Origin of the sequence: Miniphocaeibacter sp., assembly GCF_049276255.1 — a bacterium.
GTDB lineage: Bacteria > Bacillota > Clostridia > Tissierellales > Peptoniphilaceae > Miniphocaeibacter.
This window is the reverse complement of the sequence record NZ_JBASWB010000003.1, coordinates 1-13,941: the sequence shown is the minus strand read 5'-3', so window position 1 is coordinate 13,941 and position 13,941 is coordinate 1. Positions and strand designations below refer to the sequence as shown.

Here is a 13,941-nt window from a genome sequence, read left to right as displayed (position 1 = left end):
GTTTTTATTTTTTAATGGAGGAAATATGAAAATAAAAATAATTAATAAAAGTAATAATACTTTACCTGAATATGCTACTTTAGGGTCTTCAGGTTTAGATTTAAAAGCTTATCTTCAGGAACCTTTAACTTTAAAACCTTTAGAAAGAAAAATTATACCAACAGGCCTATATATATCTATACCTGTTGGCTATGAAGTCCAAGTTAGAGCAAGAAGTGGCATGGCAATAAAACATGGAATCACTGTAATAAATGGCATAGGAACTATTGACAGCGATTATAGAGGAGAAATTGGAGTTTTATTGGTAAATCTTTCTAATGAGGATTATACTATTAATTCTGGTGACAAAATAGCTCAAATGGTTTTATCTAAGTATGAACAGGTTGAATTTGAACTAGTTGAAAGTTTAGATGATACAGAAAGGAATGCTGGAGGTTTTGGTCATACAGGTTATTAATATGATATAATTTATAATGTCACAAGGAGATATTAAATGGCCACAACAAAAAAAAGTAAAAAGAAAAAAAAGAAGAATTCCAGTGGATTTAATCCAAAAAATATAGTCATTATATTAAGTATATTAATACTAATTTCATATATATTTATAATTGGAAATAATACAGGATATTTGGGAGATTTTTTTAAAAAATATTATTTTAAATTATTAGGACTAGGTTCCTACATACTTCCCATAATTATAATTATTAATTCACTAGTCTATATTTTTAATAAAATGAATAAAAAAACATTTAATGTATTTTTATTAATATATGGATTATTTATTATTTCTCTAGTGTTAGTAGACTTAAATATGAATACTGGAACTTTATTGAACATAAGAATAAGTAATTCAAAAATATTATCTAATAATTACCTAGGGGCAGGAATTATTGGAGCTTTTATAACACATTATTTGCTTATTTCCATAGGTAAAATAGGAATATATCTTCTAACTATTTTATATATAATTTTTTCTGGAATTTATATGTTTAACATTTCATTTAAGGAATTGTTAGAGGAAATTAAACAATTCTTTATTGGAACTAAAAATACATTAAAGAAATTTTTAAATAAAATAAAAAAGAATAAAATTCCTAAAAAGAAATCTCCTATTTTAAAAAAGAAAGCCCCTACATTTAATGATGAAAATGAAATAGAGATTGAAGATATTAAAATAAATGATTATAGTGATAATTCTGATAAAATAGAAGAATTTAACAACAATTCTAAATTAGAAGATTTAAATTTTAATGAAAATGATGAAGGTCAGCAATTATCAATGGAAGATTTTTCCCTTGAAATTGAAAAAGAAACAATTCCGTATAAATTTCCACCTTTAGAGTTACTTAAAAATCCTCATTTATCAAAAGGTGACAGCAAAGATGAAGTTTTAAACAAAGCAAGAAAAATCGAAAATACTCTTTCTAGTTTTGGAATTGATGCTTCTGTTGTAGAAATAAATAAAGGGCCTACGGTTACTTGTTATGAGTTAGAACCAGCCCCAGGTGTTAAAGTAAGTAAAATTGTTAATTTATCTGATGATTTAGCTATGACATTAGCTTCTTCAGACATAAGAATAGAAGCACCAATACCTGGTAAATCTGTAGTTGGTATAGAAGTACCAAATATTAATAAAGAAGATGTGTATTTTAAAGAAATAATAAATTCCAAAGAGTTTGCACAAATAAATTCATTAATGCCTATTGCTTTAGGTAAGAGCATTTCAGGAAAAGCTATAGTAACATCTATAGATAAAATGCCTCATCTACTTATTGCTGGAGCAACAGGAAGTGGTAAGTCCGTATGTATTAACACTATAATAATGAGTATTATCTTTAAAGCAAAGCCCGATGATGTAAAAATGATTTTAATTGACCCAAAAGTCGTCGAATTAAGTATTTACAATGGAATACCACATTTAGCTATACCTGTTGTAACTAATGCTAAAAAAGCTAATTTTGCTTTAAATTGGGCTGTTACAGAAATGGAAAGAAGATATAAGATATTTTCAGAAAATTATGTCAGAGATATAAAATCATATAACGAAAAAAACTCTGATAATAGTCTAGAAAAATTACCATATATTGTAATAATAATAGATGAGCTATCTGATTTAATGATGGTGGCTGCAGGAGAAGTTGAAGATTCTATTGCTAGACTTGCACAAATGGCAAGAGCTTGTGGAATACATTTAATAGTAGCTACTCAAAGACCATCAGTTGATGTTATTACTGGTACAATTAAAGCAAATATTCCATCTAGAATTTCTTTCGCTGTTTCATCTCAAATAGATTCAAGAACTATTCTTGATACATCAGGTGCAGAAAAATTATTAGGTAAGGGAGATATGTTATTCTTTCCTTCAAATGTATCAAAGCCCGTTAGAATTCAAGGAGCTTTTATTTCAGATGGAGAAGTTGAAAGAATAGTTAATTATTTAAAAAATCAGAATATAACAGATTATAATAAAGAAATAATTGAGGACATAGATAAAAAACAGGAGGCTTCTGAAAATATCCAAAGTACTGATGAACTTTTTAAAGATGCTGTAAAAATTATTTTAGAAGAAAATTCTGCATCTATATCACTACTTCAAAGAAAAATGAAAATAGGCTACGCTAGAGCAGGTAGACTTATTGATGAAATGGAAGAGATGGGAATAGTAAGTGGATATGAAGGAAGTAAGCCTAGAAAAATTTTAGTTGGAAAAGATTATTTAAAGGATATAGGTGAATAAATGAATATTGCAAATAAATTTACGATTTTTAGATTGATATTGATCCCAATTTTTATTATCTTACTTATGGTATTAGGTGTTGATAGCCTAATTCCAGGATTAATATTTGTTATAGCATCTTTAACGGATTTTATTGATGGACATCTAGCTAGAAGTAGAAATCTTGTTACAACTTTTGGAAAATTTTTAGATCCTTTAGCTGATAAAATGTTGGTAACAGCTGCTTTAATTATGTTTATAGAGTTAGGACTTGTCCCTGCATGGACTGTATGTATTGTTGTTGCAAGAGAATTTATTATTACAGGATTTAGAGTTTTAGCAGCATCTAGTGGTGTTACTATCGCTGCAAGCTTTTGGGGGAAATTTAAAACAGTTTCTCAATTCTTAGTAATTATTATGATTCTATTTAGTGGAAGCATTTTATTTTGGATTCCAACAATTATTACAAATATTGTATACTATATATCAGTTATTTTAACAATTATATCTGGTGTAGATTATTTAGTTAAAAATATTCATGTTTTAGATTTAGATAATATTTAAGGAGAATAGTATGTCATTAAATTTTACAAATGATAAAGATAAAAATACAGCATTACAAAACACTTTTAAAAGTATAGAAAAACAATTTGGAAAAGGTTCTGTTATGCTACTTGGAGATACACCAAAACAAAATATTGCTTCTATTTCAACTGGTGCTATTAATTTAGACATTGCTTTAGGAATTGGAGGAATACCACGAGGTAGAGTTGTGGAAATATATGGCCCTGAATCTTCAGGTAAAACAACTTTGGCCCTTCATATAATTGCTGAAGCTCAAAAAAATGGAGGAATAGCAGCTTTTATAGATGCAGAACATGCTCTGGATGCTCAATATGCTTCAAATTTAGGTGTTGATATAGATGAATTAATTGTTTCACAACCAGATACCGGAGAGCAGGCTTTAGAAATTACTGAATCTCTTGTTAGAAGTAGTGCATTAGATGTTGTAGTTATAGATTCAGTAGCAGCATTAGTACCTAGAGCTGAAATAGAAGGTGATATGGGTGATTCTCATGTTGGTTTACAAGCTAGACTTATGTCACAAGCATTAAGAAAACTTACTGGAGTAATTGCAAAATCAAAAACTACAGTTGTATTTATAAACCAATTAAGAGAAAAAGTAGGAATTATGTTTGGTAATCCTGAAACTACCACAGGTGGTAGAGCCTTAAAATTCTACTCCAGTGTTAGGTTAGAAGTTAGAAGAGCTGAGGCTATAAAAGATGGAGATAACATAATAGGAAATAGAACTAGAGTAAAAGTTGTAAAGAATAAAGTAGCTCCACCTTTCAAACAAGTAGAATTTGATATTATGTATGGAAAGGGTATTTCCAAAGTTGGTGCCCTACTAGACATGGCTGCTGAAGCTGGAATAATTAATAAAGCAGGTGCTTGGTATTCCTATAATGAAGAACGTTTAGGACAAGGTAGAGAAAAAGCCAAGGATTTCTTAGAAAATCATCCTGAAATGTTAGAGGAAGTTACTAGAAGAACGTATGCTCATTACAATATTATTGATGGTGAAGAGGATATAGTTGAAAAAGATATTAATATTGAAGAATAATTAAAAAACTTCCTTCTTGAAAGGAGGTTTTGTTGTAGGTGACTTATGAAATTTTTATTTTTTACTGATACACATATTAGAGCTACTAATCCAGTTTCTCGGAAGGATAATTTTTTAGAAACTATTGAAAATAAATTTACTGAAATCAAATCATTAATTACAAAACATGAAATAGATTATATACTACACGGGGGAGACTTATTCGATAGGCCAGATATACCTGTAAAAACTGTAGGTAAATTTGCAAATATTTTAAAGGATTTTAATAAACCAATATATATAATAAGTGGTAATCATGATATTTATGGTCATAATCCAAATACTATTGATAGATCTATGTTAGGACTACTAAATACTTTAAATATTGTAACTCTTATTAGTAAGGATCATCCTATTGTTTTAGAAGATAAGGATTTACGTATTCAATTATCTGGTTGTCCATATATATATGATATAGACAGTGAATATAAAAAATATTATTTTCCTAAACGAATTGAAAATGTTGATTATCATATTTTTCTAATTCATAGTTTTTTAATAGACAAACCCTTTGTAGATACTGTTAGTCATACATTAATAGATGAAGTTTTAGAAACAGATGCTAATATAATTTTATCAGGTCATTACCATACAGGATTTGGTGTAAAAGAAATAAATAATAAATATTTTATAAATCCTGGAAGCTTACTGAGAACTAATAGTAGTAAACCAGAATTAAAAAGAATTCCAGAAATTATTATCCTAGATATTTCAAAAGAAAATATACTAGTTAAAGAAATTCCTTTAAAATCTGCTTTGCCAGGAGAAGAAGTATTAAAAATTAATAACGATTTTGAAAAAATAAAATCTGAAGCACTAGAGGATTTTAAGCTTTTAGTACGTCAAAACACCAATTTAGAAAGTTATAATATTTATGAAATATTAAAAGAAATTTCAGATAAAAATAATTTTCCTAAAAAGATATTGGAAGAAGCCTTAAAAAGAATTGAAGACATAGAGGTTAATAAAAAATGAATTATTTAAAAAGAATGGAAATAATTAATTTTCAATCACATAAATATACAGATTTATATTTTGACAATAAGGTAAATGTTATTATTGGTCCTTCTGACAGTGGAAAAACAGCAGTTATACGTGCTTTAAAATGGGTTTTATTCAATGAGCCATCTGGAATTGATTTTATAAGAAAGGAAAGTAAAGAAGCCAAGGTTATTTTATATTTTAATAATGAATTTATTATTACAAGGGGACGAAGTAAAACGAAAAATTATTATGAAATAACTTATCCCACAGGAGAAACAGAAAGATTTGAAGGCTTTGGTACCAAAGTTCCTAAAGAAATTAGTGAAATAACAAATATATCAAAAGTTCAATTAGATGGTAATAATTTAATAGCTTTAAATATTTCAGATCAGTTAGAAAGTCCCTTTTTATTAACAGAATCACCATCTATTAAAGCAGTAGCTATTGGTAAATTAGCTGGAATTGAAAATGTAGATTTAGCTTTAAATAAATTATCTAAAGATATAAATGAAATAAATTCTGAAAAAAAATCTTTAGAAAAAGAAAAAAATATACATTTAGAAAACTTGAAGAAATATGATTATTTAGATTCAGAATTAGAGGAAATAAAATATATTAATAATATTGTAGTCAATATTGATAATAAAAATAATTTATTGGAAAAATATAGAAATTTAAATATTTCTTATATGAGCATTCAAAATAAAACTAATGATTATAATATATATATTCAGAAGCTTTCAAAACTTTTAAATTATGAAAGTATAGTTGAAAAAGCGTCTTTAATTCTAGACAAATGTAATAACTTAAAAAATCTTCATTTTAAATTATTATCAGTTAATAAAGAAATAAATAAATATAACTTAATATTAAATAAAACAAAAAACCTTGATAAAGTTGTTGTTAAATATGATTCAATAATAAAAAGAATTAATAAATATAATGAGTTAAAATTAATTTTTAAGAAGCTAACGCCATTAAACGATAATATTATAAAATACAGCTCTTTAATTAAAACTAGTAAGGTAACAGATTTAAATTTAAAAATAAAAGAATTAGATAATTTAGAAAATAAGTATCTTAAACTTTTTAAGTTAAATAAAAATTTAGTTGAAGTCAAAACTAGAATTGAAAATGGTAATGTTTATATACAACAATTTGAAAATTTAGAAGAGTTAAATACTAAATATAATACAATTAGTTCTATTAAAACTATTCTTGAACAATTAAATTCATATGAAAAAAATTTAAAAGAAATTAATAACAATATAAATTATTTAGAGGATAAAATAAAAAAAGATTCTACTTTTAACAATAATCTTCTTAAAAAATATATTGATTTATTAAAAGAATCTTCAATTTGTCCATATTGTTTTAATGATTTAGATGAAGGACATTTAAATAAAATTATAAGTGAATATGAGGTATAAAATGGATTATAGTAAAGAGATTAGTAATTTAAAAAACAGATTAGATGATGCAAAAATTAAAAGAGCAAGAGCTGAATCAACTTTAGAAAGTTTAAATAAACAAAAGGAAGAACTTTTAGTTGAAATTGAAAAATTAGGTGTTAAACCAGAAAATTTAGAAATTGAAATAGCAAACTTAGAAAATGAAATTGACGGACTTTTATTTGAAGCTAGTAAGTTATTATCAGAGGATATTTAATGATAGACATAGATTATAATGAAATACTAGCTAAGTTTAATTTGAAAAAAGAAAAATATCATTTAAATCTTGGACAAAAAAAAGCTATAGAAGATAATATTAATCGAATTGATAATAGAATAAATAAACTAATTGAGAATAATGAAGATTTACTTCTAGTAGATACCCTTTTGAAACAAACAGCAGATTTTTCTAGAGAACAGGCTAGTTTACAAATAAAATCTATTGTTACAAGTTGCCTTAAATTAGTCTTTAATAACGATTTAGAATTTGAAATTGAATTAAGTCAATCAAGAGGAAAAAATAGTGCAGAATTTTTCATATTGGAAAGACAAGATGATAATGTATATAAATACAAACTTCAAGATAGTAGGGGGGGAGGAGTAATAGACATACTTTCCCTAGCTTTAAGACTAGCATTTTTATTAAAATATAAACCAAGTATTGATGGTCCTTTAGTTTTAGATGAACCGGCAAAACACGTTAGTGAGGATTATATATTTAATGTTTCGAATTTTATAAAAAAAGTTTCCGAAGAATTCGATAAACAAATTATTTTAATATCTCATAATGAGCATATTGCCTCAATCGGAAATAAAGGTTATAGAATAATAAAAGAAGATTTAATTTCAAAAATTGAAACAATAAACTTTTGATTGTTAAAGCATCTTTCTTGACTTTTAAGCCTCGAAAGCTTATACTTAGTATGTAAATATAACAAAATTTTAATATTTTGTTATATTTTTATGAATATTGAAAATTAAATATTATTTAGGGGGTGCGTTATTTGAATAACGTATTAATTACTACAATAGCTAGTATAGTTACCCTTATAATCGGCTTGTTAGTCGGTTTTTTAATGAGAAAAAATATTTCCGAAAAACATATCGGAAGTGCTGAAATTCATGCAGCAAAAATAATTGAAGATGCTAATAAAGAAGCTGACTCAACTAAAAAAGCTATGTTAGTAGAAGCAAAAGATGAAATTTTTAAATTAAGAACCGAACAAGAAAATGAAAATCGTGAAAGAAGATTAGAAATTCAAAAATCTGAAAAAAGGATTCTACAAAAAGAAGAAAATCTTGAACGTAAAAGTGATGCTTTAGAGAAAAAAAATACTAAATTAGACACTGAACTAAAAAATATTGAAATTAAACAAAAAGAAATTCAAGAAATTGTAGATAAACAACTTCAAGAATTAGAACGAGTTGCTAATTTAACTCAAGATGAAGCTAAAACTGTTTTACTTAATGATTTAAGAGAACAAGTTACTCATGAACAAGCTATGATTATTAAGGAGTTAGAAGCTAAAACCAAGGACAAGGCAGATTCCTATGCCAGAGAAATTATTACCACATCTATTCAAAGATATGCTGCCGATTACGTAGCTGAATCTACTGTCTCAGTCGTTTCATTACCAAATGATGAAATGAAGGGTAGAATTATAGGTAGAGAAGGAAGAAACATAAGAGCTTTTGAAACACTTACCGGCGTTGACTTAATTATTGATGATACACCTGAAGCAGTAGTTTTATCAGCTTTTAATCCTGTAAGAAGGGAAGTAGCAAGAATTGCTCTTGAAAAATTAATTTTAGATGGGAGAATTCATCCAACAAGAATTGAGGACATGGTGGAAAAAGCTACTAAAGAAGTCGATAACACCATAAAATTAAATGGTGAAAATGCATGTGACGAAACCAATGTACATGGAATTCACCCTGAAATTGTAAAATTATTAGGAAAGTTACACTACAGAACAAGTTATGGTCAAAATGTTTTAAAACATTCAATTGAAGTTTCTAATATTGCAGGAATGATGGCTGCTGAACTAGGAGCAGATGTTAAACTTGCTAAAAGAGGCGGACTACTACATGATATAGGTAAAGCAATTGATCACGAAATTGAAGGACCTCACGTAGAATTAGGTGTACAGGCTGCCAAAAGATTTAAGGAAAAACCTGAAGTAATTAATTGTATTGAGTCACATCATGGTGATGTTGAACCAACAACTATAGAGGCTGTTTTAGTACAAGCTGCTGATGCAATTTCAGCTGCTAGACCAGGTGCTAGAAGAGAAGCTATTGAAAATTATATTCAAAGATTAGAAAACTTGGAAGAAATTTCAAACTCTTTCAAAGGAGTAGATAAATCCTTTGCTATACAAGCAGGTAGAGAATTAAGAATAATGGTTAAACCTGAAGAAATTTCTGAAGATGAAATGATTGTTTTGGCTAGAGATATTTCTACAAGAATTGAAGATGAATTAGAATATCCAGGTCAAATCAAAGTCAATGTTATAAGGGAAAGCCGAGTAACAGATTATGCAAAATAAAAAATCAAACTATTACATAATTATGTAATAGTTTTTTTTTATTCAATATACTATAATATAATATATTTAGACAATTAATAGATATTAGGAGAAGATAATGTACGATTTACACTTACATTCTATTTATTCCGATGGTATAAATACAGTAGACGATATTGTTAAAAATATTTTTAATTTAAATTTACAGGGTTTTTCTTTAACTGACCATGATACTATTAACGGAATTAAAGAAGCTATTGAGCTTTCTAAAAAATATAAGTTAGATTTTATTCCTGGAGTTGAATTCAGTGTTACAATAGATAACAAAGAAGTACACATTTTAGGATACTATATTGACATACACAATAAAGACATTAATGATTTAATAAAAATAGCTAAGGAAAATAGAATTATTAGGACAAAAAAAATTATAGAAAAACTTTCTAATTTAAATATAAATATTAGACAAGATGAAATAGAACAATATTCAAGTAAAGATATAGTAAGCAGAAGTCATCTTGCACAAATTCTAGTCGATAAAAAAATTTGCTCATCTATTAAAGAGGCCTTTGAAAAATATTTAGGTAACGATGGATTAGCCTATGTTAAAAAGACTTCTATTTCATATACAGATATTATTAATACAATAAAAAAATCTGGAGGAGTTTCTATTTTAGCTCATCCTGGCGATATTGGCGATGATAGTATTGTATATGATATTATTATGAATGGAATAGATGGCCTTGAAATTATAAATTCTAAACATAGTTTAGAACAAATTGAAAAATATTATAATATTTCCAGTAAATTTAACTTAATACAAACTTGCGGCAGTGATTGTCATGGTAAAGTTATTAACAACTATAAATATATAGGAAAATTTACCTTAAACAATAAAAATATTAAGAGGATTAAGGCTCTTCATAAAATAAGAACAAGGGGGATATAAAATATATGAAATATAGTAAAAGAATTGAAAGTTTAGCTACGTCTATGACTTTAGCTCTTTCAACAAAAGCAAAGGATTTAATAAAAGAAGGTATACCTGTATTGGATTTAACAGCTGGTGAACCAGACTTCGATACACCAGAATATATTAGATTGGCAGGTATTGACGCTATTAATAAAGGATTAACAAGATACACACCTGCAAATGGCACAATAGAATTAAGAACGGAAATATGTAAGAAACTTTTAACTTTTAATAATTTAGATTATTCACCTAATAACGTTATAGTTTCAACTGGGGCAAAACAATCACTTCTCAATGCCTTAATGGCTATTTGTAATCCTGGAGATGAGGTGTTAATTCCTTCACCTTATTGGGTTAGCTATCCTGAAATGACAAAAATTGCAAGTGGAGTACCTGTAACTGTAGAAACAAGCTATAATAATGACTTTAAAGTAACTGTTTCTGATTTAGATAAATATTTAACTAGTAAAAGTAAAGTTCTTATTATTACAAATCCATCTAATCCTACTGGTGCAGTTTATTCCAAAGATGAACTAATGGAAATTGCAAATTGGGCTTTAAAAAATAATATTTTTATTATATCAGATGAAATCTATGAAAGATTAAATTTTGTTAGTCAACATTATAGTATTGCTTCCTTTAATGAGGAAATTAAGAATATTACCATTACTATTGGTGGCTTTTCTAAAAGCTATGCAATGACTGGATGGCGTTTAGGCTATTGTACAGCTAATGATGATTTAATTAAATTAATGAATAAAATTCAAAGCCATGCAACTTCCTGTGCAAATTCAATAGCACAATATGCTGGATATATTGCACTAAAAGATGAAAAAAATGAAATTGAAGATATGATTGTACAATTTAAAAATCGCTCTAATTTAGTATATGATTTAATTAGTAATTCAGGTACATTAGATATGATTAGACCACAAGGAGCTTTTTATGGCTTCATTAATATTAAATATTTTATTGGAAAAAAATATAATGGTTTAGAAATTAATAATGCATCTGATTTGGCAAATATACTATTAGATGATTTTCAAGTAGCTATTTTACCGGGAATTGCTTTTGGTAACGATAATTACATAAGGATTTCTTATGCAACTGATAAAAATACAATAAAAACAGCATTGGAAAGATTAATTGACCTTTCTAAAAAAGTAAACTAGATACATAGTTTACTTTTTTTAATTATGCTTAATCTTTAACTATAAAGATCGCTATTTGTTTAAATATTGTATTTAACTCTTTACAATTACTATTTTATGGTTTATAGTTTAAGTAGTCACAAAACTATTATTTTGTGACTACTTAAAAATTTTAAAGGAGGCCCTACTTTGTTAAACTACCCATTAATACTAAACGATTATTTAGACTATATGGAAACCATTAAAGGTCGCTCCCCTAATACTACAAAGGAATATGGATATGATATTTCTAAATTTCTAAAATTTATTACTTATAGATTCAACTTAAATAAATTTACAGATAATAATATTGATGAAATTGATATTTCTAATTTCCCTGAAGAATATTTGAAAAAAATTCAGCTTTCAGATATACATTCATACCTTGCTTTTTTAGACAGGAATTATAATGATAGTGCTACTACAAGAGCTAGAAAAGCCTCTAGTATAAGGTCTTTTTTTAAATATTTGTTAAATATTAGAAAAATAATAGATATTAACCCTAGTGAAGAATTGGAGATACCAAAAAAACAAAAACGTAATCCAGTCTACCTTACCTTAGATGAGTCTATAAGATTGATAAAATCTGTAGAAAATGTTGAAAATGAAATAATAAGAAAAAGAGACCAGGCTATTTTAATCCTATTTCTAAACTGTGGAATGAGATTGTCTGAATTATCCAATATTAAAATATCGGATATAAAAGATGATACTTTAAAGGTTATAGGAAAAGGAAATAAAGAAAGAACTATATATTTAAATAAATCATGTAATACAGCTATTGATGAATATTTAAAAATTAGACCTGAAACTGATGATGAATTTTTATTTTTAAGTATTAGGAAAAGTAAAATGAGTAATAGAGCTATTCAACGAAGAGTTGATTACTATTTGGAATTATCCGGTTTTGATACATCTATATACTCTACTCACAAATTAAGGCACACTGCTGCTACCTTAATGTATAAACATGGAGATGTTGATATAAAAATACTACAAGAAATTCTTGGACACACTTCTGTAGCTACTACTCAAATTTATACTCATGTAGATGACGAAAGTCTAAGGAGTGCAATTAATAAAAATCCTTTAGGTGATTTATAATATTATAAAAAATAAAAGTACCAGTTATTTAAATAATTGGTACTTTTATTTTTTCTCCAGGTATAATATTGGAATCATGTATGTTGTTTTCTTCTATTATAAAATTAACAAAATCTCTTATATCTGCTTTATTTTTATTATTATATTTCTCTGCTATATTCCAAACAGTATCCTCTGTTCTTACAGTGTAATATTCATATTTTGTTTTATTAGTATTAGCTCCAAAAGAACTTCCTATATTAAAAAATAATAAGACTAAAAACAAAATTATAGCTAAAGATATAGTTATAAAACTATAAAATCTAAATTTATTAACTACTTTATATTTCTTCATAACATCCTCCGTACATTTGTTCTTGTATTATATATAATATCGAATATATGTTCGCTTGTCAAGTTTTTCCGAACGATTGTTTGTTTGTAAAGTTTTAATATGATATACTTTATTTAAGAAAATTTGAGGTGTTTAATAATGTATGATGATTTATCAAAAAAACAAATAGATATTTTAAACTATATAAAATCCTATATAAAATATAAAGGCTATCCCCCAGCTATAAGAGAAATATGTACTAAACTAAATATTAGTTCAACTTCTACTGTACATAGTCATATTGTAAAACTTGAAGATAAAGGTTATATACGACGTGACCCACTAAAAAATAGAGCAATAGAAATAATAGATACAGAATATGACGAAATCAATTCGAAAAAGGAAACTTTTGATGTTCCTATTGTTGGAAAAGTTACTGCTGGTGAACCTATTTTAGCATTGGAAAATATAGAAGATACTTTTCCCCTACCAATTGAATTATCAGCAAAGGGAAACTTATTTATTCTAAATGTACAAGGTGAATCTATGATAGAAGCCGGAATACTAGATGGGGATAAAATAATAGTAAGACAACAAAAAACTGCAAATAACGGTGATATTGTAGTAGCTATGATTGATGAATCTGCTACAGTAAAAAGATACTATAAGAGAAATGATCATGTTGAATTAAAACCTGAAAATTCAACAATGTTTCCCATTATAGTAAAAGAAGTTGAAATACTAGGTAAAGTTATAGGTTTATATAGAGATATATAAAAAGGATTAATTCATAATATATTCTAAAAATTTGGCTTTTTTCAGAGTGGAATTTAAATTTTTCTACTCTGATTTTTATTTCTAAATTTTTACAAAAAAAGACCTCTAATAATGGTTCTATAATTTATGGTATTGGTGAAGGAAAATGAAAATCTTCTCCAACACCATTTTATTTAAAAAAAGAGACATAACAACCATTTTCCGATACAATAAATTCACTACAAAATACCAATCGGAGG

Annotated in this window: 14 protein-coding genes; 13 read left to right on the top strand and 1 reads right to left on the bottom strand. The window is 26.5% G+C overall.

What is annotated here, in order from left to right; genetic code table 11:
* Nucleotides 1–25: 25 nt before the first annotated feature.
* The 12 genes from dut to WAO56_RS00325 all read left to right on the top strand — a co-directional run bounded on the left by dut (nucleotide 26) and on the right by WAO56_RS00325 (nucleotide 12,612).
* Nucleotides 26–457 (top strand): dUTP diphosphatase, encoded by a 432-nt coding sequence (dut, locus tag WAO56_RS00380; protein ID WP_422144623.1) that lies wholly within the window; start codon nucleotides 26–28, stop codon nucleotides 455–457.
* A gap of 36 nt (nucleotides 458–493) precedes the next feature.
* Nucleotides 494–2,737, top strand: a complete 2,244-nt coding sequence (locus WAO56_RS00375) for a DNA translocase FtsK 4TM domain-containing protein (protein WP_422144622.1) — start codon at nucleotides 494–496, stop codon at nucleotides 2,735–2,737.
* Nucleotides 2,738–3,280, top strand: coding sequence for a CDP-diacylglycerol--glycerol-3-phosphate 3-phosphatidyltransferase (pgsA, locus tag WAO56_RS00370; RefSeq protein ID WP_422144621.1), 543 nt, complete (start codon nucleotides 2,738–2,740; stop codon nucleotides 3,278–3,280).
* Nucleotides 3,281–3,290: 10 nt separating this feature from the next.
* A complete protein-coding gene (gene recA / locus WAO56_RS00365; RefSeq protein ID WP_422144620.1) occupies nucleotides 3,291–4,343 on the top strand; it encodes a recombinase RecA in 1,053 nt (350 codons plus the stop codon).
* Nucleotides 4,344–4,388: 45 nt separating this feature from the next.
* On the top strand, nucleotides 4,389–5,357 hold the full coding sequence (locus WAO56_RS00360; protein WP_422144619.1) for a metallophosphoesterase family protein: 969 nt from the start codon (nucleotides 4,389–4,391) through the stop codon (nucleotides 5,355–5,357).
* Nucleotides 5,354–6,796, top strand: a complete 1,443-nt coding sequence (locus tag WAO56_RS00355) for an AAA family ATPase (protein WP_422144618.1) — start codon at nucleotides 5,354–5,356, stop codon at nucleotides 6,794–6,796. The genes WAO56_RS00360 and WAO56_RS00355 overlap by 4 nt, the downstream gene beginning before the upstream one ends.
* Nucleotide 6,797: 1 nt before the next feature.
* On the top strand, nucleotides 6,798–7,034 hold the full coding sequence (locus tag WAO56_RS00350) for a hypothetical protein (RefSeq protein WP_422144617.1): 237 nt from the start codon (nucleotides 6,798–6,800) through the stop codon (nucleotides 7,032–7,034).
* On the top strand, nucleotides 7,034–7,690 hold the full coding sequence (locus tag WAO56_RS00345; protein ID WP_422144616.1) for an ATPase: 657 nt from the start codon (nucleotides 7,034–7,036) through the stop codon (nucleotides 7,688–7,690). Before WAO56_RS00350 ends, WAO56_RS00345 begins: the two co-directional genes overlap by 1 nt.
* A gap of 131 nt (nucleotides 7,691–7,821) precedes the next feature.
* Nucleotides 7,822–9,366: a ribonuclease Y gene (gene rny, locus WAO56_RS00340; RefSeq protein WP_422144615.1), complete on the top strand. Its 1,545-nt coding sequence runs from the start codon at nucleotides 7,822–7,824 to the stop codon at nucleotides 9,364–9,366.
* Between the two features lie 97 nt (nucleotides 9,367–9,463).
* Nucleotides 9,464–10,294: a PHP domain-containing protein gene (locus tag WAO56_RS00335; protein WP_422144614.1), complete on the top strand. Its 831-nt coding sequence runs from the start codon at nucleotides 9,464–9,466 to the stop codon at nucleotides 10,292–10,294.
* Nucleotides 10,295–10,299: 5 nt separating this feature from the next.
* Nucleotides 10,300–11,490, top strand: a complete 1,191-nt coding sequence (locus WAO56_RS00330) for a pyridoxal phosphate-dependent aminotransferase (RefSeq protein ID WP_422144613.1) — start codon at nucleotides 10,300–10,302, stop codon at nucleotides 11,488–11,490.
* Between the two features lie 168 nt (nucleotides 11,491–11,658).
* Entirely contained in the window at nucleotides 11,659–12,612 is a 954-nt protein-coding gene (locus WAO56_RS00325; RefSeq protein ID WP_422144612.1) for a tyrosine recombinase XerC, read from the top strand.
* 28 nt (nucleotides 12,613–12,640) lie between these two features.
* On the opposite strand, the gene yneA is transcribed toward WAO56_RS00325, so the two are convergent.
* Entirely contained in the window at nucleotides 12,641–12,946 is a 306-nt protein-coding gene (gene yneA / locus WAO56_RS00320) for a cell division suppressor protein YneA (RefSeq protein WP_422144611.1), read from the bottom strand.
* Between the two features lie 138 nt (nucleotides 12,947–13,084).
* Between yneA and lexA the strand changes: the two genes are divergently transcribed.
* Nucleotides 13,085–13,702, top strand: a complete 618-nt coding sequence (lexA, locus tag WAO56_RS00315) for a transcriptional repressor LexA (protein ID WP_422144610.1) — start codon at nucleotides 13,085–13,087, stop codon at nucleotides 13,700–13,702.
* Nucleotides 13,703–13,941 lie beyond the last annotated feature (239 nt).

What these genes read in the sequence shown, in the direction of transcription:
- dut (WP_422144623.1), top strand. Translation starts at nt 26, where the DNA reads ATGAAAATAAAAATAATTAATAAAAGTAATAATACTTTACCTGAATAT.
- WAO56_RS00375 (WP_422144622.1), top strand. Translation starts at nt 494, where the DNA reads ATGGCCACAACAAAAAAAAGTAAAAAGAAAAAAAAGAAGAATTCCAGT.
- pgsA (WP_422144621.1), top strand. Translation starts at nt 2,738, where the DNA reads ATGAATATTGCAAATAAATTTACGATTTTTAGATTGATATTGATCCCA.
- recA (WP_422144620.1), top strand. Translation starts at nt 3,291, where the DNA reads ATGTCATTAAATTTTACAAATGATAAAGATAAAAATACAGCATTACAA.
- WAO56_RS00360 (WP_422144619.1), top strand. Translation starts at nt 4,389, where the DNA reads ATGAAATTTTTATTTTTTACTGATACACATATTAGAGCTACTAATCCA.
- WAO56_RS00355 (WP_422144618.1), top strand. Translation starts at nt 5,354, where the DNA reads ATGAATTATTTAAAAAGAATGGAAATAATTAATTTTCAATCACATAAA.
- WAO56_RS00350 (WP_422144617.1), top strand. Translation starts at nt 6,798, where the DNA reads ATGGATTATAGTAAAGAGATTAGTAATTTAAAAAACAGATTAGATGAT.
- WAO56_RS00345 (WP_422144616.1), top strand. Translation starts at nt 7,034, where the DNA reads ATGATAGACATAGATTATAATGAAATACTAGCTAAGTTTAATTTGAAA.
- WAO56_RS00335 (WP_422144614.1), top strand. Translation starts at nt 9,464, where the DNA reads ATGTACGATTTACACTTACATTCTATTTATTCCGATGGTATAAATACA.
- WAO56_RS00330 (WP_422144613.1), top strand. Translation starts at nt 10,300, where the DNA reads ATGAAATATAGTAAAAGAATTGAAAGTTTAGCTACGTCTATGACTTTA.
- yneA (WP_422144611.1), bottom strand. Translation starts at nt 12,946, where the DNA reads ATGAAGAAATATAAAGTAGTTAATAAATTTAGATTTTATAGTTTTATA.
- lexA (WP_422144610.1), top strand. Translation starts at nt 13,085, where the DNA reads ATGTATGATGATTTATCAAAAAAACAAATAGATATTTTAAACTATATA.